The organism is Nocardia kruczakiae NBRC 101016 (assembly GCF_001612965.1).
Taxonomy (GTDB): domain Bacteria; phylum Actinomycetota; class Actinomycetes; order Mycobacteriales; family Mycobacteriaceae; genus Nocardia; species Nocardia kruczakiae.
In genome coordinates, this window is the sequence record NZ_BDBL01000027.1 from 109,585 (window position 1) to 128,588 (window position 19,004).

The 19,004-nt window shown below is 69.0% G+C and carries 20 protein-coding genes; 13 read left to right on the top strand and 7 right to left on the bottom strand.

The annotated features are described in order from the left end of the window. The first annotated feature begins 3 nt into the window (after positions 1-3). Genes NK1_RS20220 through NK1_RS20240 form a run of 5 tightly spaced genes read left to right on the top strand, consistent with a single transcriptional unit; the run spans position 4 to position 4,482 of the window. The gene (locus NK1_RS20220) at positions 4-639 is read left to right on the top strand and encodes an ATP adenylyltransferase (RefSeq protein WP_063010799.1); all 636 of its coding nucleotides are present in this window, start codon (positions 4-6) and stop codon (positions 637-639) included. A gap of 1 nt (position 640) precedes the next feature. Beyond that, entirely contained in the window at positions 641-1,312 is a 672-nt protein-coding gene (pgsA, locus tag NK1_RS20225; protein ID WP_063010801.1) for a phosphatidylinositol phosphate synthase, read from the top strand. A 22-nt stretch (positions 1,313-1,334) separates the two neighbouring features. After that, positions 1,335-2,318, top strand: coding sequence for a phosphatidylinositol mannoside acyltransferase (locus NK1_RS20230; RefSeq protein ID WP_063010802.1), 984 nt, complete (start codon positions 1,335-1,337; stop codon positions 2,316-2,318). Next, positions 2,315-3,439 (top strand): glycosyltransferase family 4 protein, encoded by a 1,125-nt coding sequence (locus NK1_RS20235; protein ID WP_063010804.1) that lies wholly within the window; start codon positions 2,315-2,317, stop codon positions 3,437-3,439. Before NK1_RS20230 ends, NK1_RS20235 begins: the two co-directional genes overlap by 4 nt. After that, entirely contained in the window at positions 3,439-4,482 is a 1,044-nt protein-coding gene (locus NK1_RS20240) for an NUDIX hydrolase (RefSeq protein WP_063010860.1), read from the top strand. The genes NK1_RS20235 and NK1_RS20240 overlap by 1 nt, the downstream gene beginning before the upstream one ends. 303 nt (positions 4,483-4,785) lie before the next feature. On the opposite strand, the gene NK1_RS20245 is transcribed toward NK1_RS20240, so the two are convergent. The 4 genes from NK1_RS20245 to NK1_RS20260 are packed head-to-tail and all read right to left on the bottom strand — an operon-like array spanning position 4,786 to position 7,619. Next, the gene (locus tag NK1_RS20245) at positions 4,786-6,018 is read right to left on the bottom strand and encodes an NAD(P)/FAD-dependent oxidoreductase (RefSeq protein ID WP_063906057.1); all 1,233 of its coding nucleotides are present in this window, start codon (positions 6,016-6,018) and stop codon (positions 4,786-4,788) included. Then, a complete protein-coding gene (locus tag NK1_RS20250; RefSeq protein WP_036502897.1) occupies positions 6,015-6,197 on the bottom strand; it encodes a rubredoxin in 183 nt (60 codons plus the stop codon). Before NK1_RS20250 ends, NK1_RS20245 begins: the two co-directional genes overlap by 4 nt. A 1-nt stretch (position 6,198) precedes the next feature. Continuing rightward, positions 6,199-6,396, bottom strand: coding sequence for a rubredoxin (locus NK1_RS20255; protein WP_063010806.1), 198 nt, complete (start codon positions 6,394-6,396; stop codon positions 6,199-6,201). After that, positions 6,396-7,619 (bottom strand): alkane 1-monooxygenase, encoded by a 1,224-nt coding sequence (locus NK1_RS20260; RefSeq protein ID WP_063010808.1) that lies wholly within the window; start codon positions 7,617-7,619, stop codon positions 6,396-6,398. Before NK1_RS20260 ends, NK1_RS20255 begins: the two co-directional genes overlap by 1 nt. Positions 7,620-7,822: 203 nt before the next feature. Here NK1_RS20260 and NK1_RS20265 point away from each other — a divergent pair, with 203 nt between their 5' ends. Together NK1_RS20265 and pdxS are read left to right on the top strand one after the other, a co-directional pair. Further along, positions 7,823-8,437: a TetR/AcrR family transcriptional regulator gene (locus tag NK1_RS20265; RefSeq protein ID WP_063906060.1), complete on the top strand. Its 615-nt coding sequence runs from the start codon at positions 7,823-7,825 to the stop codon at positions 8,435-8,437. A 503-nt stretch (positions 8,438-8,940) separates the two neighbouring features. Continuing rightward, the gene (gene pdxS, locus NK1_RS20270) at positions 8,941-9,843 is read left to right on the top strand and encodes a pyridoxal 5'-phosphate synthase lyase subunit PdxS (protein ID WP_062997834.1); all 903 of its coding nucleotides are present in this window, start codon (positions 8,941-8,943) and stop codon (positions 9,841-9,843) included. 97 nt (positions 9,844-9,940) lie between these two features. Here pdxS and NK1_RS20275 read toward each other — a convergent pair whose 3' ends face one another. After that, the gene (locus NK1_RS20275) at positions 9,941-10,366 is read right to left on the bottom strand and encodes a VOC family protein (RefSeq protein ID WP_063010810.1); all 426 of its coding nucleotides are present in this window, start codon (positions 10,364-10,366) and stop codon (positions 9,941-9,943) included. A 90-nt stretch (positions 10,367-10,456) separates the two neighbouring features. Here NK1_RS20275 and NK1_RS20280 point away from each other — a divergent pair, with 90 nt between their 5' ends. Next, positions 10,457-11,458, top strand: coding sequence for a helix-turn-helix transcriptional regulator (locus tag NK1_RS20280; RefSeq protein WP_063010812.1), 1,002 nt, complete (start codon positions 10,457-10,459; stop codon positions 11,456-11,458). Between the two features lie 272 nt (positions 11,459-11,730). Beyond that, positions 11,731-12,804 (top strand): LysR family transcriptional regulator, encoded by a 1,074-nt coding sequence (locus NK1_RS20285; protein WP_084461250.1) that lies wholly within the window; start codon positions 11,731-11,733, stop codon positions 12,802-12,804. Here the strand turns inward: NK1_RS20285 and NK1_RS20290 are convergent. Continuing rightward, positions 12,768-13,379, bottom strand: coding sequence for a nucleoside/nucleotide kinase family protein (locus NK1_RS20290; RefSeq protein WP_063010814.1), 612 nt, complete (start codon positions 13,377-13,379; stop codon positions 12,768-12,770). The two genes, NK1_RS20285 and NK1_RS20290, sit on opposite strands and share 37 nt — an antisense overlap. 186 nt (positions 13,380-13,565) lie before the next feature. Between NK1_RS20290 and NK1_RS20295 the strand changes: the two genes are divergently transcribed. The 4 genes from NK1_RS20295 to NK1_RS20310 all read left to right on the top strand — a co-directional run bounded on the left by NK1_RS20295 (position 13,566) and on the right by NK1_RS20310 (position 17,506). After that, positions 13,566-14,999 carry an MFS transporter gene (locus NK1_RS20295; protein WP_084461252.1) on the top strand — a complete coding sequence of 478 codons (1,434 nt, stop codon included), beginning with the start codon at positions 13,566-13,568 and terminating at the stop codon, positions 14,997-14,999. An 83-nt stretch (positions 15,000-15,082) separates the two neighbouring features. Beyond that, positions 15,083-15,901: an acyl-CoA thioesterase gene (locus tag NK1_RS20300; RefSeq protein WP_063010816.1), complete on the top strand. Its 819-nt coding sequence runs from the start codon at positions 15,083-15,085 to the stop codon at positions 15,899-15,901. A 67-nt stretch (positions 15,902-15,968) separates the two neighbouring features. After that, positions 15,969-16,631 carry a pyridoxal 5'-phosphate synthase glutaminase subunit PdxT gene (pdxT, locus tag NK1_RS20305; RefSeq protein WP_063010818.1) on the top strand — a complete coding sequence of 221 codons (663 nt, stop codon included), beginning with the start codon at positions 15,969-15,971 and terminating at the stop codon, positions 16,629-16,631. 122 nt (positions 16,632-16,753) lie between these two features. Then, positions 16,754-17,506, top strand: a complete 753-nt coding sequence (locus tag NK1_RS20310) for a YebC/PmpR family DNA-binding transcriptional regulator (RefSeq protein WP_063010819.1) — start codon at positions 16,754-16,756, stop codon at positions 17,504-17,506. Between the two features lie 55 nt (positions 17,507-17,561). On the opposite strand, the gene NK1_RS20315 is transcribed toward NK1_RS20310, so the two are convergent. Continuing rightward, positions 17,562-18,989 (bottom strand): alpha/beta hydrolase, encoded by a 1,428-nt coding sequence (locus NK1_RS20315; RefSeq protein WP_157104366.1) that lies wholly within the window; start codon positions 18,987-18,989, stop codon positions 17,562-17,564. Positions 18,990-19,004: the final 15 nt, after the last annotated feature.

Below are 19,004 nucleotides of genomic sequence, written 5' to 3' on the forward strand. Positions count from 1 at the left end.
GGCATGGTGGAAGAGGCTGTGACGCAACAGGATCCGGGTCGGATCGTCGACACGGGAGCGGGGGACCCGGACCGGTTGCAGCGATTGTGGACGCCGTACCGGATGTCCTACATCACCGGTGCGGTCGCCGATCGCGACAGCCGCAACGGGCCGGCCGAGGCCGACGCGCCCGCCGGCGCGGAGGAGAAGACCTCGGCCGGGCTGAAGCACCCCTTCACCGAGATCCCGAAGATGTCGGACGAGGACGGACTGGTCATCGCGCGCGGCGAATGGGTGTTCGCGGTGCTCAACCTCTACCCGTACAACCCGGGCCACATGATGGTGGTGCCCTATCGGCGGGTGGCCGACCTCGAGGATCTCACCCCGGAGGAGAGCGCCGAACTGATGGCGTTCACCCAGCGGGCGATCCGGGTGATGAAGAAGGTGTCGCGACCCGAGGGCTTCAACGTCGGGCTGAATCTCGGCGGCGTCGCCGGGGGATCGCTGGCCGACCATCTGCATCAGCACATCGTTCCCCGCTGGGGTGGGGACGCCAATTTCATCACCGTCGTCGGCGGGGTGAAGGTGATGCCGCAGTTGCTGCGGGAGACGCGGGCCCTGCTGGCCGGGGCGTGGCACGAGGCGAAGGAAGTCGAGTAGCGTGCTGAGCTTCTTCGGTCGGGAGACGTTCGCCAAGGCGACGGCGCCGCTGGGCCGGGCGCTGGTGAGCACCGGGCTCACGCCCGACGCGATGACGCTGATCGGCACCACCGCCTCGATCGTGGCGGCGGTGACACTGTTCCCGACCGATCACCTGTTCTGGGGAACGATGGTGATCTGGCTCTTCGTCATGTTCGACATGCTCGACGGGGCGATGGCCCGCGCCCGCGGCGGCGGCACGAAATACGGTGCAGTCCTCGACGCCACCTGTGATCGCGTGGCCGACGGCGCCATCTTCGGCGCGCTCGCCTGGTGGTCGGTGTATCACGAGCACAGCAAGCACCTGTTCGTGGCGACGCTGGTGGTCCTGGTGACCTCGCAGGTGATCTCCTACGCCAAGGCGCGGGCGGAAGCGAGCGGGCTGTCGGCCGACGGCGGGATCATCGAACGCCCCGACCGCCTGGTGATCGTGCTGGTCGGCGCCGGCTTCACCGGCATCGGTGGCTATTTCGGCGTCGAGTGGCTCACCTACGCGGTGTATGTCGCGATGTACATCCTGGCGGTGCTGAGCATCGTCACCGTCTTCCAGCGAGTCCTGGCGGTACGGAATTCGGCCGGTGCCCGCGACGTGATCGCGCCGGTGACCAAGGCCGACTCCGATACGGCGAAATGAAAGTGGTAGGGGCGTGACACAGATGAGGGCCGCGCTGACCGACCGGGCCTACGCGGCCGGGTGGCGACTGGTACGGGGACTGCCCGAACGCACCGCGCGCCGCGCGTTCGACTTCGGCGGCGATTGGGCGGCCCGGCGCGCGAACCGTGCCGCCCACCGCGGCGAGGGTCCGAATCAATTGCGCCGCAACCTCGCCCGGGTGCTGGCCGTCGACCCGCTCGAGGTGCCCGACGAGTTGATCCGCGCCTCGATGCGCTCGTATGCCCGGTACTGGCGCGAGGCGTTCCGGCTGCCGACTCTGGACCATGCGGCACTGGCGGAGTCGCCGCTCATGCCGCCACCCCAGGGCATCGAACATCTGGACGTCGCGCTGGCGCAGGGGCGCGGTGTGGTCTTCGTGCTGCCGCATTCGGGGAACTGGGATATGGCCGGGGTGTGGCTGGTACAGCACTACGGCGGCCTCACCACGGTGGCCGAACGGCTGCAACCGGAATCGCTGTTCGAGCGCTTCGTGGCCTACCGGGAGAGCCTGGGGTTCGAGGTGTTCCCGCTGACCGGCGGAGAGCAGCCGCCGTTCCGGCAGCTCGCGCAACGGTTGCGCGACAACAAGGTGGTCTGCCTGATGGGCGAGCGCGACCTGACCGGCAAGGGTGTTCCGGTGGAGTTCTTCGGCGAACGCACCTGGATGCCGGCGGGCGCGGCGAAACTGGCCATCGAGACCGGCGCCGCGCTGATGCCGGTGCACGCCTGGTTCACCGTGGACGAGCGGGGGCGCGAGGGCTGGGGCTTGAAAACCGAAGCGCCGCTGGATGTTTCGGCCGGTGTCGCGGCGGCCACCCAGCAGCTGGCGAACCGGTTCGCCGCCAATATCGCCGAACACCCCGCCGACTGGCATATGTTGCAGCCGCTGTGGGAACAGGATCTGTCCGCCCAGCGCCTGGAGCGGATCGCGGCAGCGCAGGCCGTGCGCAGCGATGAGCGGTCCGCCGGAGACGCGGTGTCATGAGAATCGGCATGGTCTGCCCGTACTCGTTCGACGTGCCGGGCGGTGTGCAGTCACATGTCGTGGAGTTGGCCCAGGTACTGATCGAACGCGGCCACAAGGTGAGCGTGCTGGCGCCGGCCTCCGACGACACCGAACTGCCGGAATTCGTCGTCTCGGCCGGGAAGGCGGTGGCGATTCCGTACAACGGTTCGGTGGCGCGGCTGTCGTTCGGGCCTACCGCCTACACCCGGCTGCGCCGCTGGATCGCCGAGAGCGACTTCGAGGTCCTGCACGTCCACGAACCCAACGCGCCGAGTATCTCGATGCTGGCGCTGAAAGTGGCCGAAGGACCCATCGTGGCCACCTTCCACACCTCCACCACCCGCTCGCTCGTGCTGGCGACCTTTCAAGGGGTGCTGCGGCCCTACCACGAGAAGATCAGCGGGCGGATCGCGGTGTCGGAGCTGGCGCGGCGCTGGCAGGTGGAGGCGCTGGGCAGCGACGCGGTCGAGATCCCCAACGGGGTCGACGTGCCGGCGTTCGCGAATGCGCCACTGCTGCAAGGATATCCGCGTGCGGGCGGGACGGTGTTGTTCCTCGGTCGCTACGACGAGCCCCGCAAGGGGATGGCCGTGCTGCTGGCCGCACTGCCGAAACTGGTCGCCCGCCATCCCGACGTGGAGATCCTGATCGTCGGCCGCGGTGACGAGGAACGGCTGCGCCGGGAAGCGGGCGAACACGCCGGACATCTGCGCTTCCTCGGTCAGGTCTCGGATGCGGAGAAGGCCTCGGCGATGCGCAGTGCCGATGTGTACTGCGCGCCGAATCTGGGCGGGGAGAGTTTCGGCATCGTGCTGGTGGAGGCGATGGCCGCCGGAACCGCCGTGGTCGCCAGCGAATTGGACGCCTTCCGACGGGTGCTGCGCGACGGGACCGCGGGACTGCTGGTGCCGGTGGGTGATTCCGCGGCGCTGGCCGAGGTGATCGACGGACTGCTCACCGACCGCACCCGCCGCGAGGATCTGGTGCGCACCGCGGATCAGGTTGTCGGCGAATACGATTGGCCGGTCGTGGCCGAACAGATTCTGCGGGTGTACGAGACGGTCACCGTCGGCGACGCCCGGGTGAGGACCGCTGGATGATCACCTTCTCCGCGACGACCATCCTGGTCCTCGCGCTGATCGCGGCCGTGATCATTGCCGTCGGAGTATGGGCCTACTCCACCGCCAACCGGCTCGACCGCCTGCACGTGCGCGGTGACCAGGCCCGTGACGCGCTGGAGGCGGCCCTGGCGCGGCGCGCGGTGGTGGCCCGCACGGTCGCGATCTCGATGGCCGGGCCGATGTCGGAGTCCGCGGCCGCGGAGCAGTCCAAGCGGCTGATCGCCCTCGCCGACCGGGCCGAACGCGCCGGCTGGAGCGATCGGGAGACGGCGGAGAACCAGCTGGCGGCCGCGCTCTCCGCGGTCGACATCACCTCACTGCGGCCGCAGCTGGTGGCCGAACTCGCCGATGCCGAGGCGCGGGTGCTGATCGCGCGTCGCTTCCACAACGACGCCGTGCGCGACACCCTGGCGCTGCGTACCCGCCGCCCCGTGCGGTTGCTGCACCTCGGCGGTACCGCACCGCTGCCCACCTATTTCGAGATCGCGGAACGGGTCACGCCGGCCGCGACCACCGGCCTCGAGGTCGACACGGTGCGCACCTCGGCCCGGGTGGTGCTGCTCGACGACGAGGACCGCGTGCTGCTGATGCGCGGCCACGACCCGCAGACTCCCGATTCGCCGTTCTGGTTCACCGTCGGCGGCGGCATCGAACCGGGGGAGACGCTGCGAACCGCCGCGGTGCGCGAGGTATGGGAGGAAACCGGTCTGGCGCTGGATTCCACGCTGTTGCGCGGCCCGATCTGGCGACGGGTCGCGGTTTTTCCGTTCAACGGCGAGCTGATCCGCTCCGAGGAACTGTTCTTCGTCGCCCGGGTGCGCTGGTTCGATCCGAAACCCGCCGATCCGACCGTCTGGGAACGCCGCTGCGTCACCGCCTACCGCTGGTGCCTGCCGCCGGATATCGCCGAACTCGACCGGATCGGGGAAACGGTGTACCCGTACCACCTGGACAACCTGCTGGCCGAGGCGCTCACCGCCGCCGGCTCCGATCTCGAGCCGGAGGTCCGGTCCATCCGCTGAGCCGCGGGGATAATTCGCGTCGCCTCACGCCGCAGCGTATCCGGTGAACGCGTCCGCGGAGCACGACAACCATCCGGCCGCCCATCGCTTCCACCCGCGAGCGCAATCTGGGATCACCACTGGGCGGCGGCGACATCCACCAGGCGGTCGAACCGTCGCCGGCGTCGATCGCGTGCACGGTCGCGCCGTCCGCGAGAACGAGGTACCGGCCGTCGGTGAGGCCGTCGCGCACCGTGTTCGCGAACCCCGCGGGCTGCTGCCACTTCGAGACCCGCGACCGGTTCGCGCAGGGGGGCTGTTCGGTCAGTGGGGGCTCGACAACTCGGTCGCGGCTGTCAGGTCCTGCAGGGGAATGGCCGGGTCGGACCAGGTGTGCGGGTCGTGCGTGGTGCGGTCCGCGATGAGAGTGCGGGCGGTGCGCAGCTCGGCCGGGCATGCGACGGCCGCGGCGGCGACCAGGCGCCCGGCGCGCAGGCTCAGGGCGATGAACCGGCCGGGGGTGTCGGTGGTACGGACCACGACCTCGTCCTCGGGCTGCGGGCGCCCGGCGAATTGTATGGTGACGCCGTACTGGGTCGTCCAGCCCCAGGAGACCTCCTCGGACGGAACGGGTTGTCCGAGAATCGATTTCGCGACGGCGACTCCGTGTGCCTGGGCACTGTTCCATTGTTCGGTGCGCCGGTGGACCCCGAATTCCGGATCGTAGACGGCCGCGGCGTCACCGGCGGCGAAGATGTTCGGCGCCGAGGTGGTGTAGGACTCGTCGACGAGGATGCCGTCGCCGACGGCGAGTCCGGCCTGGCGGGCCAATCCGGTATCCGGTTCCGCGCCGATCGCGACGAGGACCGCCGCGGCGGTCCACCGGCGTCCGTCGACGGCGGTGGCTGTGACATCTCCACCGCCCCCGTCGATCCGGTCCAGCACGATCGCGTCGTGGATGTCGACGCCGTTGTCGGCGTGCAGGGTTCGGCAGTGCTCGCCGATCACCCGCGGCGCCACCCGTTCCAGGGGCGTCTCGGCCGCGTGCACGATCGTCACCGCCGCCCCCAGCCCGCGGGCCGTCGCGGCGGCTTCGCATCCCACCAGGCCGCCACCCACCACGAGCAGCGATCCACCGGTCACCACGGCCGCGCGCAACGCGTCGACATCCGCGGCGGTACGCAGCGTGTACGCACCCGATTCGGGGCCGGGCAGTTCTCGTGCGCGGGCACCTGTCGCGAGCACCAGTGCGTCGTAGCCGAGGGTTTCGCCGGTGCCCAGATGTATGCGGTCGCGGTCGACGTCGATGCCCTCGACCGTGGTCCCCAGGCGTACCTCGACGTCGAGTTCGCGCCACGATTGCGCGGACCCGAGCAGGAGCCGGCGTTCGTTCGCGGTGCCGGCGAGCAACTCCTTCGAGACCATCGGGCGGCGGTAGGGCAGCCGGTCCTCCGCACCGAGCAGCACGATCTGGCCGGTGTAGCCCTCGGTGCGCAGGGTGCGGGCGGCGGTCGCGCCCGCGAGCCCGGCGCCCACGATGACGATGCGTCCGGTCATGCGCGACTGACCTCGACCATCTCGAAATCCGCCTTGGCCGCACCGCAGTCGGGGCAGGACCAGTCGTCGGGAATGTCGTCCCAGCGGGTGCCCGGCGCGATGCCGTCCTCGGGCCAGCCGAGGGCCTCGTCGTATTCGAATCCGCATTGCAGGCAACGGAACAGCTTGTAGTCGGTCATGTCAGGGGCCTTTCGTCGGGGTCGCGTCGGGGGTTGCGAGATCGGCGTGGAAATCCGGCTTCTCCCGCACGCCGCAGTCGGGGCAGCACCAGTCGTCGGGGATCGCGGACCACGCGGTGCCGGATGGAAAGCCCTCGCGCGGGGCGCCGGCGGCTTCGTCGTACACGTAATCGCAGACGGGGCAACGGAATCGGGACATCAGGCGACCCCGTACTTCGCGAGGATCCGATCGCGCTTGCGGGGCTGGACGTTGACGCGGGTGATGTCACCGCCGTAGTGGGCGAGCACCCGCTCGTCCATCACGCGGCGCCACAGCGGCGGGAAATAGGCGATGGTGATCATGCTGGCGTAGCCGCTGGGCAGATTGGGCGCGCCGTCCATACTGCGCAGGGTCTGATAGCGCCGGGTGGGATTGGCGTGATGGTCGCTGTGGCGCTGCAGATGGTAGAGGAAGATGTTGGTGACGATGTGGTCGGAGTTCCAGCTGTGCTCCGGCGTGCACCGTTCGTAGCGTCCGGCGGCCGTGCGCTGCCGCAGCAGGCCGTAGTGCTCGAGATAGTTGACCGTCTCCAGCAGCGAGAATCCGTAGACCGCCTGCAGCACCAGGAACGGCAGTACCCCGGGACCGAAGATCGCGGCCAGCGCACCCCACAGCACCACCGACATCAGCCAGGCGTTGAGCACGTCGTTGTGAATCGTCCACGGCCGCTTGCCCATTCGTTGTAGCCGCGTCTTCTCGAGGGACCACGACGAGCGCAGGCTGCCCCACACGCTGCGCGGCAGGAAGGTCCAGAACGATTCGCCGAACCGGGAACTGGCCGGATCCTCCGGTGTCGCCACCCGCACGTGGTGGCCGCGGTTGTGCTCGATGTAGAAGTGGCCGTAGAACGTCTGCGCCAGCGTGATCTTCGACAGCCAGCGCTCCAGTTCGTCCTTCTTGTGGCCGAGTTCGTGCGCGGTGTTGATGCCGACGCCACCCATGGTGCCGATGCTCAGAGCCAGGCCGATCTTGGAGATCAGGCTCAGCCCGCCGTCGACGCCCAGCCAGGACAGATCGGCCGCGCTCCATAGATAGCAGGCGAACACCAGGCTGAGCAGCTGGAACGGAATGTAGGCGTAGACGCAGTAGCGGTAGTAGCGGTCGTTCTCGAGCTGTTCCATCACCTCGTCGGGCGGGTTCTGCCCGTCGGGCCCGAAGAATCGGTCGAGGATCGGCAGCAGCACGTACACCAGCAGCGGCCCGATCCACCACCACACGGACGCCGCGTGGTGCCAGCCCAGTTGGTTGAACAGCCACACCAGGCCGGTGGCGAGCAGGACCGCGGTCGGCGGGACGAGCCCGAACAGCCAGAGATGGCGCTTGCGGTCGCGCCACTGCGGCGGCGCGGTCCGGGCCGGATCGCCGATTCGGGATGTGGTCACGAAATTCTCCTCACGAACGGGGCGCGGAATGCGCGACGGAACGGTGCGTCCGGCGGGCGGAGTGCGCCGACGGGGCCGGGGCCGCAGCGCGGCTCGCCCACCTCGATGTATTTACACTTTCCTAAGAAGTGTTCTCATTGAATACAGATTCCCCATAGTTGTCAATAGTCGAACATTTTCGTGAACCGTGTACGATCATGGGTGTGGCTACCGCGCCGAACTTCCAGTCCGATATGCGCCGACTTCTGCGCGAGCGGGTCATCGAGACCGCTCGCGGCCTGGTCTGTACCGAGGGCTGGGGTGCGGTGAACATGTCGCGGGTGGCCAAGGAGGTCGGCGTCAGCCGGCCGGTGCTGTACAAGGAGATCGGCACCAAACAGGACCTCGCCGAGGTGGTGATCGCGAACGAGGTGGACGTCTTCCTGGTCGGTATCGCCGAGCAGCTGGCGGCCCATCCGGACGATGTGATCGCCGGCCTGATCGCGGCCGTGGAGTTCACCCTGCGCAGCGGCGCGGACAATATGCTGCTCGAGGCTGTGTTGTCGGGCCGTTCGGCGCCCGATACCGCGCTGTTGCCGGCGCTGATGACCGAACCCGAACCCGTACTGGGCCGTGCGATCGCCGCGGTCACCGCGACGGTTCGCGCGCAATACGAGCTGGCGTCGGTGGGCGAGGAGGAGCTGGCGTCGGTCGCCGAAACCGTTGTGCGCCTTGCCCTCAGTCATCTGTTCCAGCCGACCGGGCCGGTCGAACGGGCGCTGGAGCAGATCCGGGTCGTCGCCGTCGGACTGCTCGAACCGCTGCTGTCCGAGGTGTGACGGTGGGACACGTTGGCGGTCAACATATTTCGTCGGAAATCCGCCGATCTCGCCGATACCCGGCCGTTGCCGGTGTGTGACAGGTCACCATCGGTTAGGGTCGAAACCGGTTTGCCGCACACCGAATCCGGCGAACCGGTGTGTGGAGGTGAGGTACCGAATGCATATGTCCTATCTGCTGTACGACTTCCTGCTGCCGTATATCGGCGAGCAGGCCGCGACGTACTGGGCGCAGCTGTTCGTCGTCGACCCGATCTGACGAACAGGTGGCGCCGGCCTGCGGTTTCGTACCGTCCGGCGCCACCGGTACCCGCATTCGGCGCGGCCGTAGCGACGCCGTAGCGGCCGCCCGGCCCGGTGGACGATCCCGGCCGCGGGCGGCGGACCAGTCCAGTGCTCTCGGACTGGCTATCTAGTGGCCTGATCGGGGCGCCTAGAATCGTGGAGGTTCGCATCGCAGCGATGCCTCCTCGAACGAATCCCCGATAATCAGGAGTTTGCCCGTGACAACGCCCGACACCACCTCGACGACCGGCACAGCCCGCGTGAAGCGCGGCATGGCCGAGATGCTCAAGGGCGGGGTGATCATGGACGTCGTCACCGCCGATCAGGCCAAGATCGCCGAGGATGCCGGCGCGGTCGCGGTGATGGCACTCGAGCGGGTTCCCGCCGACATCCGCGCCCAGGGCGGCGTCGCGCGGATGAGTGACCCGGATCTGATCGACGGCATCGTCAACGCGGTGTCCATCCCGGTGATGGCCAAGGCGCGCATCGGCCACTTCGTCGAGGCGCAGATCCTGCAGAGCCTGGGCGTCGACTACATCGACGAGTCGGAGGTGCTGACCCCCGCCGACTACGCCAACCACATCGACAAATGGCAGTTCACCGTGCCGTTCGTCTGCGGCGCCACCAACCTGGGCGAGGCGCTGCGCCGCATCACCGAGGGCGCGGCGATGATTCGCTCCAAGGGTGAGGCCGGCACCGGCGACGTGTCCAACGCGACCACCCACATGCGCAAGATCCGCGGCGAGATCCGCCACCTGCAGTCGCTGCCCGAGGACGAGCTGTTCGTCGCCGCCAAGGAACTGCAGGCGCCCTACGAGCTGGTGCGTGAGATCGCCGAGACCGGCAAGCTGCCGGTGGTGCTGTTCACCGCCGGCGGTATCGCCACCCCCGCCGACGCCGCGATGATGATGCAGCTGGGCGCCGAGGGTGTCTTCGTCGGCTCCGGCATCTTCAAATCGGGCAACCCGGCCGAGCGTGCCGCCGCCATCGTGAAGGCCACCACCTTCTACGACGACCCCGATGTGCTCGCGAAGGTGTCGCGCGGCCTGGGTGAGGCCATGGTCGGCATCAATGTCGAGGAGATTCCGGAGCCGCACCGCCTCGCCGAGCGCGGCTGGTAATCCGTTCGGACACCGACTCCGAGACAACGCCTTCGCCGGGTCGTTCCGCACAGGACGGCCCGGCGTCGTCGTTCCCGAGGCCGCACACGCCGGCGACTCACATGCCCGGCGTGACCGGCTCGGCCCGTTCCGCGAACTTCGCGATCGCCGCCGGCGTCACCGGTGTGAAGAAGTTGACCAGGTTGCCGTCGGGATCACGGACCAGCAGCGAGCGGTTGCCCCAGGGCATCGTGGCCGGCTCGGCGACCACCTCGGTGCCGGCGCCGGACAGCTCGCGATACACGCGGTCCACGTCGTCGACGAGGAATTCGGTGATCACGCTGTGGTTGTCCGACGCACGGGCCGAGCCGGGTGCGAACAGGGCGACGGTACGGGTACTCGCGAGGGCGAGGGTGGCGGCCCCGCTCTCGAGTTCGGCGAAATCCTCGGTCGCCCACCGAGCGCGCAATCCGGTGGCGCGCTCGTAGAACTCGGCCAGACGCGCGACGTCCGCGGTGATGATGCGGATCGAGACGAAATTCATGGGCTGCTCCTTGCCGTTCGACGGTGTTTTCCGCAGCGTAGGAGCAATAGGGGACAGAATCGGTCCAGTATTCACACTAGGGTCGAGATCATGGCTCGACCGACCGGACGCGTGCTGACCCTGCTCGAATTGCTGCAGTCCGGCGGCACCCGGACCGTGGCCGAACTCGCCGACCGGCTCGGGGTCGAGGGACGGACCGTGCGCCGATACGTGGACCACCTGATCGATCTCGATATTCCGGTGGAGTCGGTGCGTGGTCGCTACGGCGGTTATCGGCTCGCCCCCGGATACCGCCTGCCGCCGCTGATGCTCGACGACGACGAGGCGTCGGCGGTCCTGCTCGGCCTGCTGGCCGGCCGCCGAATCGGCTGGGCCGCAACGGATGTGACCGCGAGCGAGACCGCCGCTGCCAAGATCCGGAGGGTACTTCCCGAGCCTTCGCGCCGACGGCTCGACGTGCTGCTGGAATCGCTCGCATTCACCGATGCGCCGGCCGAATTCGCTTCCCCGGATGCCGCGGTGCTGCTGACGATCGCCGACGCGATACGCCACCACCGGCCGCTCACCCTCCGCTATACCGATCGCCACGGCCGAGCGAGCGAACGCACGCTGCACGCCTACGGGATCGTCGCGCATTCCGGACGGTGGTACGTCACCGGTGTGGATTCCGGCCGCGGCGGGGACCGCACCTTCCGCCTGGATCGCATCACCACCGCCCGAACCCTGCCGGGGACGTTCGAGGCGCCCGGCGATATCGATCCGGTGCGGCGGGTGGTGTCGGGATTCGCCGCGGCCGACTATCGATACGACGTGCGGCTGCGCATCTTCGGTACCGTCGAGCAGATCCGCGCCCACCTGCCCGCGACGGTGGCGACTCTCGATGCGGCGGACGACCCGGCGGACTCGGCCGCCGAGCGCTGGTGGGACGTCGGTATCCGGGCGGAGCGGCTCGACTGGCTGCCGCCGGTACTCGCCGCACTCGATCGCCCGTTCGAGGTGCGGCATCCAGGGGAGTTGCGTGAACTGGTCCTGGGACTCGCCGCTCGTCTCGCGGAATCGGCCCGCCGCGGCGTCGCACCGGCCGGCGACTGAGGAACCGGCCCGGGCGTCGAGGCCGATCCGGTGCCCGCGGTGTCACCGGCTCGTGCCGTATGTCGTGGCCCGCTCGGCTCGTTTGCGTCGCGCCGTGGTGAGCACCCGGCAGCACATCCCCACGGCGTGTGTCCAAGTGCCCGCCCGGCGATCAGTGGCAGCCGGGACGATGCGGACGCTCACCGAATGGCTTGTCGGGTACTGTCTTCCGGAAGTTGCCGGGCTCCGGACGCGATGGACTCGAGGAGAATACAGCGAAGGGTGCACAACGAATGGTTGTGGGTGGAGGTGCGAGCGCGGATCTCGACCTGGCAGCGGTGCGCGCCTTCGTGGCCGCGGCCGAGGAACGGCAGTTCAGTCTCGCCGCCGTGGTTCTCGGCATCAGCCAGCAGGCGGTGTCGAAGCGGATCGCGAAACTCGAGGCCCAGCTCGGCGTGGCACTGTTCGACCGCGTACCCGCCGGAATCGTGCCGACCGCCGCCGGGGCGCGGCTGCTGCCGCATGCGCGCGCACTGCTGGCGGTGGCCGAGACCGCGGTGGCGGCGGTCGGTGAGATACCGCGCCCGCTGCGCGTCGCGGTGCAGGGCGAGCGGCAGGGCGCGACCGAGCAGATGCGGTTCTACCTCGACCGCAATCCCGGCGCCGAGACCGAGATCGTCATCTCGAACGTCTTCGTGACCTCGCGGGACATGGTGGTGCACGGCCGCGCAGACGCGGCCTTCGCCCGGCCGTCGGGCGGACCCCGCCCGTTACCGGCAGATATCGCGGCCGTGCCCGCGTACGTGGATCCGGCGCATCTGCTCGTCGGCCGAGATCATCCGCTGGCCGGGCGGTCGGCGGTGCCGCTGGCCGAACTGGGCGCGTACACGGTGTGGATTCCGGGCGCGGGGGTGGCGTCGGAGTGGGCCGACTTCTATCGCCAGCTGAGCGAATTCTGCGGTGTCACAATCGATACCACGCCCCGCGACCGCACCCGGTTCCCCGGGCCCGACGGCATCGAAGCCATGCTCGCCCGCATCGCGGCCTCCGACACTCTGGCCACCGTCAGCAGCGACCACTTCCGCAATCCGTGGCATCCGCACATCCGGCGGGTGCCGATCGTCGACCCGACACCGGCCTATCCGCACGCGCTGCTGTGGTCGACGGCCAACACCCATCCGGGATTACCGCCTCTGATCGAGCATTTCCGCACGACCTACAACCGCGACATCGCCGCCGGGTGCTGGCTCCCGGTCGCCGACCGCGAACGCTTCGCCGGCGCGGCGCCGCGAATTCCGGTGCGCCCCCGCACATCCGAGGGGGCTGCGGATCAGGCGCCGATCCGTAACGCCGGCCGGTCCGGATGATCCCAGCGAACATCGAAGGTGGGCACGTCGTCGTGCTCGCGGTCGTGACGCAGCAGAGCGGGCACGGTCCACCGGTCCGCGGGATCGGTCCGCCGCAGCAGTGCCGCCTCCGACATCTGCAACCGCACGGTGATATCGAAATCCAGACCCCGACCGAGCAACATCGGACCCGCGACCACCAGTACGAGACCCGGTTCGGCCGACTGCATGCGCGCCCGGGCGGATCGGTCCTCGGCTTCGTCCCACAGCGCGGGCAGCCACCGCCCGCGCCGGCGCACCGCCTCCAGCACTTCGCGATCGAGCGCGGCGTAGTCGAACCAGGCTGTGCGATAGGTCATCTCGTCGCGCCCGAACTCCAGCCGCAGCGATGCCGGGCGAACGAAGTCGTGCAACCACACCCGCGTGGCCGGGCGCCCGAGCGTGCGGATGCGTTCGACGATCCGATCGGCCGGTTCCCGTGGTCCGGCGCCGTCGGCCCCGTCGACGGCCACCACGACCGGCCCCGGCAGCGCGAGAGCGGCCGCGACGACCCGCTCGACCAGCCCGTCCGCGGCGATCGGTTCGTATGCGGGCATCCGCCTATCATGCCCGCCACGGCGCGGATCGCGGAGAGTCGCCTGCCGACCGCGTTTGCCATCGCATAGCCTGAGCGGGTCGATTCCGGACACGGCGGGCACCTGCGAGGCGATCGAACACGCTGCGCGCAGGCCCGGCGGCCCCGGTGATCGACGGTTGTCGAGAAGTCGAGGAGGTCGGAGTCCGTGGCGGTGCTGGTCCCGCGTGAGCGTCCGAAGCGGTGGTCGCTCGACGACATCGTCGTCACCGATCCGCCGATCATCCGCCGGGCGATCGGCGCGGCGAGTATCGGCAACATCACCGAGTGGTACGACTTCGGTGTCTACGCGTATTTCGAGCCGACCATCAAGGACGTGTTCTTTTCCCATCTCGGGGACACCGCGGGCACGATCGCCACGTTCGGCCTGTTCGCGGTGGCGTTCCTCGTGCGCCCCTTCGGCGGCATGTTCTTCGGGCCGCTGGCCGACCGCATCGGGCGCAACAAGGTGCTCGCCACCACGATGATCCTCATGGCGGCCGGCACCTTCGCCATCGGCTGTATCCCGGATCAGAACACGATCGGGATCTGGGCGCCGATGTTGTTGCTGTGCGCGCGGTTGCTGCAAGGTTTCTCGACCGGCGGCGAATACGGCAACGCGATGACCTTCATCGCCGAGTACGCACCCGACCGGCGGCGCGGATTCCTCGGCAGCTGGCTGGAATTCGGCACCTTCACCGGATATCTGCTGGGCGCCTTGGTCGTCACGCTCGCCGACGCCACCCTCACCGACGACCAGCTGCTGTCGTGGGGCTGGCGGTTGCCGTTCTTCGTCGCCCTGCCGCTCGGCGCGGTCGGCGTCTATCTGCGGATGCGGCTGGCCGACACCCCGGCCTTCGCCGCCCTGGAGAAGGAATCCGAGGAGCGGGAGAAGGCGAACAAGACCGGCGACGAGGCCAAGATCCTCGCCCGGCTGTGGCCGTACGTGCTGGTCTGCATGGGTCTGGTCGTCGTCTGGAACGTCACCAACTACATGCTGACCTCCTATATGCCGACCTACGTCACCTCGACCGTGCCCGACAGCACCGGCGGCGGTCTGTCCTCCTCGGCGTCGCAGTGGCTGCAGATCGCGGTGATGGCGATCGCGCTGCTGACCATCCCGGTGATCGGCCTGATCTCGGACCGGGTCGGCCGCAAACCGATCATCTGGACCGGCGTCATCGCCCTGGTGGTGCTGGCCTTTCCGATGATCCTGCTGGTGCGCACCGACAACGCGTTCGCCGTGTTCCTGGGCCTGCTCATGATGGGCCTGACCCTCATCTGCTTCAGCGCGACCATGCCGTCCACCCTGCCGTCGCTGTTTCCGACGAAGGTGCGCGGCGCGGGGCTGTCGGTGTCGTTCAACGTGGCGGTCTCGCTGTTCGCCGGTACCACGTCGGTGGTGGTCGGCGCGCTCGTCGGCGCGACCGGCGATCTGAACTGGCCGGCGTACTACCTGATCATCGCCGGGCTGGTGGGTGCGATCTCGGTGTATTTCCTGCAGGAGCCCAACGGCAGGCACATGTGGGGGTCGGCGCCGGCCGCGCAGTCCGAGGAAGAGGCGCGGGAACTGATCGGATCGCAGGGCGAACCGGCGTCGTGAGCGCTGTCACGGCGGAGAGTCGCTCGCCGGGGCGGGTTCGCCATCGCTTAGCCTGAGCGGGGCACAGGGCGGAAGGACGGTACATGGCGACGATCGAAGAGGCACTGGAGATCGAGCGGCTCGAGCGGGACATCTTCCGCGGCGCGATCACCAAGTCCCAGCTGGCGCGCACATTCGGCGGCCAGGTTGCCGGGCAGGCGCTGGTCTCGGCGGTGCGCACCGTGGAACCGCGCTTCGAGGTGCATTCGCTGCACGGATACTTCCTGCGCCCCGGCAACCCCGCCGAGCAGACCGTGTACCTGGTGGAACGCATTCGCGAGGGCCGCTCGTTCTGCACCCGCCGGGTCACCGGTGTGCAGGACGGCGAGGCGATCTTCACCATGTCGGCCTCCTTCCACGTCGGCGACGAGGGACCCGAACATCAAGACGTGATGCCGGAAGTCCCACTGCCGCAAGATATTCCGGACGAACGCGCGTCGATGAGCCCGGAACGGCTGTGGCTGATGCGGGAATGGGAGCACTGGGACATCCGGCTGGTGCCGCAGGACGCGGTCCTCCGTCGCGACGGCCTGGCCTCCCAGCAGCAGGTCTGGTTCCGTTACCGCCACCCGCTGCCCGACGACCCGCTGTTCCACGTCTGCACCCTCGCCTACATGAGCGATATGACGTTGCTCGGTTCGTCGAAGGTCACCCACCGCGACGAGCCGACCCAGGACGCGTCGCTGGACCACGCGATGTGGTTCCTGCGTCCCTTCCGCGCCGACGAATGGCTGCTCTACGACCAGAATTCCCCGTCCGCGGGGTACGGCCGCGCGCTCACCAGCGGGCGGATCTTCAACCAGCGCGGACAATTCGTCGCGCAGGTCGTGCAGGAAGGGCTCATCCGCACACTGCGCCGGTAGGTGAGCGGCGCCACAACCGCGGCGGCCGCAGGTCACGACCGTGCCGCGCGACTCGTATGCTCGTGCCGTGAAACCGACCATTGGCGTGCTGGCACTGCAGGGTGACGTGCGTGAGCACTTCCACGCGCTGGCCGCGTGCGATGCCGAACCGGTGAGTGTGCGACGGGAATCGGAACTCGAGTCCGTCGACGCGCTCGTGCTGCCGGGCGGCGAATCCACCGCGATCAGCAAACTGCTCGAGGTGTTCGGGTTGCTGGAACCGCTGCGGGCACGGCTGCGCGCGGGCATGCCGGCATTCGGCTCCTGTGCCGGGATGATCCTGCTGGCCTCGGAGGTACTCGACACCCGCCCCGACGCCCAGTCACTGTCCGGCATCGATATGACGGTGCGGCGCAACGCCTTCGGACGTCAGGTCGATTCGTTCGAGACCGATCTCGACTTCACCGGCCTCGACGATCCGATTCGCGCGGTGTTCATCCGGGCGCCCTGGGTGGAACGCGTGGGCGCCGGCGTCGAGGTGCTGGCCCGGGTCCCGCACCGGCCGCGGCCGGGCACCGTGGTCGCCGAGGCCCCGTCGGCGGGTGACCCGCAGGATGCGGCGGGCCGGATCGTCGCGGTCCGGCAGGGCTCGGTCATCGCGACCTCCTTCCATCCCGAGGTGACCGGAGATCTGCGCGTGCACCGGCTGTTCGTCGACTCGGTCCGGGCCGCGGTGAGCGCCGGTACCTGATCGTTCGCCGTGCACCCCGGCCGGGCGGTGGCGAACCGGGCAGTAGACTGCACAGCGATCGCCGGAACGCAGATCGCGAATCTGCCCGGGCCTCGAGCACACCGACCTGAAGGAAGTAGGGAATGAGCGGCCACTCCAAATGGGCCACCACCAAGCACAAGAAGGCCGTGATCGATGCCAAGCGCGGCAAGATGTTCGCGAAACTCATCAAGAACATCGAGGTCGCGGCGCGCACCGGCGGTGGTGATCCTGGCGGAAACCCGACTCTCTACGACGCCATCCAGAAGGCGAAGAAGTCGTCGGTTCCCAACGACAACATCGAGCGCGCCCGCAAGCGCGGCGGCGGCGAAGAGGCCGGCGGCGCCGACTGGCAGACCATCATGTACGAGGGCTACGGGCCCAATGGTGTTGCGGTGCTGATCGAATGCCTCACCGACAACCGCAATCGCGCCGCCGGTGAGGTGCGCGTGGCCATGACCCGCAACGGCGGCAATATGGCCGATCCCGGTTCGGTCGCCTACCTGTTCCACCGCAAGGGCGTCGTCACGCTGGAGAAGAACGGGCTCACCGAGGACGACGTGCTGACCGCGGTGCTCGACGCCGGTGCCGAGGAGGTCAACGACCTCGGTGATTCGTTCGAGATCATCAGCGATCCCAGCGACCTGATCGCCGTGCGCACCGCGCTGCAGGAGGCCGGAATCGATTACGACTCCGCCGAATCCGGCTTCCAGCCCTCGGTGTCGGTCGCGGTCGACGCCGACGGCGCCCGCAAGGTGTTCAAACTCGTCGACGCGCTCGAGGACAGCGACGACGTGCAGAACGTGTACACCAATGTCGACGTCTCCGACGAGGTCCTCGCCGAACTCGACGACTGATCCGTACCGCCGCGGGCCGCTGCCGGATTGCTCCGGCGGCGGCCCGCGGTGCGCATCAGGTGTGCACGGGCAGACCGAGCCGCGCCGACACCCAGGGCAGCGACGAGGTGAACGCGGCCGCCGCGAACTGCCAGGTGTGCCCGCCCTGCGTGGTGTGGATGGTGCACTCGATGCCGACCGCGCGGCCCTGACCACACAGTTTCTCGGCGGCGCCGACCTCGCCGGTGTCCATGACGCCGTCCTGGCCGCCGACGCCGATGCGGCTCTCGTCGACCTGCGGCATGTGGACGTGGCCGCCGCCAGGGTACTTACCGGTGTGATCCTGGCGATGCGGCGGTGTCAGATCGTCGAACAGACCGGCGACACCGGTGTAGGGCCCGTGCTTCGCCATCACCGTCAGCGGGTCGAAGCGGTCGTAGGCGGCCGCATCGCCGCCGTAGAGCCGCGCGATCGTCTGTTCCCTGGTGCCGGAGGTGGGGCCGAGATCGCCGGCGATATCGACGAAGGTGTGGAACAGCTCCGGATGCATCACGGTCAGATCGGTGGCGCAGGTGCCGCCCATCGACCAGCCGATCACCGCCCACTTCGCCGGATCGGCGGGCACACCGAAATGCGAATCCACATACGGCACGACATCTTTCGTGAGGTGGCCGGCGGCGGCGCCGCGCGGGCCGTCGACGCATTCGGTGTCGTTGTTGAAGCTGCCCGAGGAGTCGACGAAGACCAGGACCGGGGCGCTGCCGTTGTTCGCGGCGGTGAACGCGTCGATGGCGGGCATGATCTGGCCGCTGCGCAACCAGTCGGCGGGGGTGTTGAATTCGCCGCCGATCATCATCACGGCCGGCAGGGCGGGCGGCGTGGGACCCGAGAACCAGGCCGGCGGCAGATAGACGTATTCGGTGTGGTGCTTGAATCCGCTGGCGGCGTCGCCGGTGTCGATCGGCACCACCACACCGTGGGCGGGGTGAGTGCCGCGCATCGCGGCGAGTTCGTCCTGATCGGTCTGGTGGGGTAGTGGTCCGGCGGTCAGCGCACTCCACGCCGACTGCACACTGGGGTAGTAGCCCACCCACTGGTTGAGCACCACCGCCGAGCTGGCGATGGCGAACGGCACCGCGACGATCGCGGCGGTGCGGTGCCACCAGCGCCCAGCCGGCCAGCCGACGACCACCAGGGCGACCGCGGCGGCAGCCGCGCCCACGCAGATCCACAGCTGCACCGGAGCGGGATCGGAGGCCAGGCCCTCGTTGTTCATCACGGTGCGGGCGGCGAAGGCGGCCACCACGCCGAGGGCGAGGCAGATCGGGACCCGGATCAGCCACCACCGCCGGCCCCAGCGCGCGATCGCGATCACCAGCAGGACGGCGGCGGCGATCTCGATGGTCAGTGGCAGCCAGCCGTGCAGCAGCGAGACGCCGTGGTGAAAACCGTTGTAGGGGTTCAGTTTCGCCGAGGGCAGCTGCGGTGGCGGGGGTGGCGCCACCGCCGTGGCGGCGGC

Coding starts and splice junctions, on each gene's coding strand:
- NK1_RS20220 (WP_063010799.1), top strand. CDS start 4: ATGGTGGAAGAGGCTGTGACGCAACAGGATCCGGGTCGGATCGTCGAC.
- NK1_RS20230 (WP_063010802.1), top strand. CDS start 1,335: ATGAGGGCCGCGCTGACCGACCGGGCCTACGCGGCCGGGTGGCGACTG.
- NK1_RS20235 (WP_063010804.1), top strand. CDS start 2,315: ATGAGAATCGGCATGGTCTGCCCGTACTCGTTCGACGTGCCGGGCGGT.
- NK1_RS20245 (WP_063906057.1), bottom strand. CDS start 6,018: ATGACCGGACGCATCGTCATCGTGGGCGCCGGGCTCGCGGGCGCGACC.
- NK1_RS20250 (WP_036502897.1), bottom strand. CDS start 6,197: ATGACCGACTACAAGCTGTTCCGTTGCCTGCAATGCGGATTCGAATAC.
- NK1_RS20255 (WP_063010806.1), bottom strand. CDS start 6,396: ATGTCCCGATTCCGTTGCCCCGTCTGCGATTACGTGTACGACGAAGCC.
- NK1_RS20275 (WP_063010810.1), bottom strand. CDS start 10,366: ATGAATTTCGTCTCGATCCGCATCATCACCGCGGACGTCGCGCGTCTG.
- NK1_RS20280 (WP_063010812.1), top strand. CDS start 10,457: ATGGCTCGACCGACCGGACGCGTGCTGACCCTGCTCGAATTGCTGCAG.
- NK1_RS20285 (WP_084461250.1), top strand. CDS start 11,731: ATGGTTGTGGGTGGAGGTGCGAGCGCGGATCTCGACCTGGCAGCGGTG.
- NK1_RS20290 (WP_063010814.1), bottom strand. CDS start 13,379: ATGCCCGCATACGAACCGATCGCCGCGGACGGGCTGGTCGAGCGGGTC.
- NK1_RS20300 (WP_063010816.1), top strand. CDS start 15,083: ATGGCGACGATCGAAGAGGCACTGGAGATCGAGCGGCTCGAGCGGGAC.
- NK1_RS20310 (WP_063010819.1), top strand. CDS start 16,754: ATGAGCGGCCACTCCAAATGGGCCACCACCAAGCACAAGAAGGCCGTG.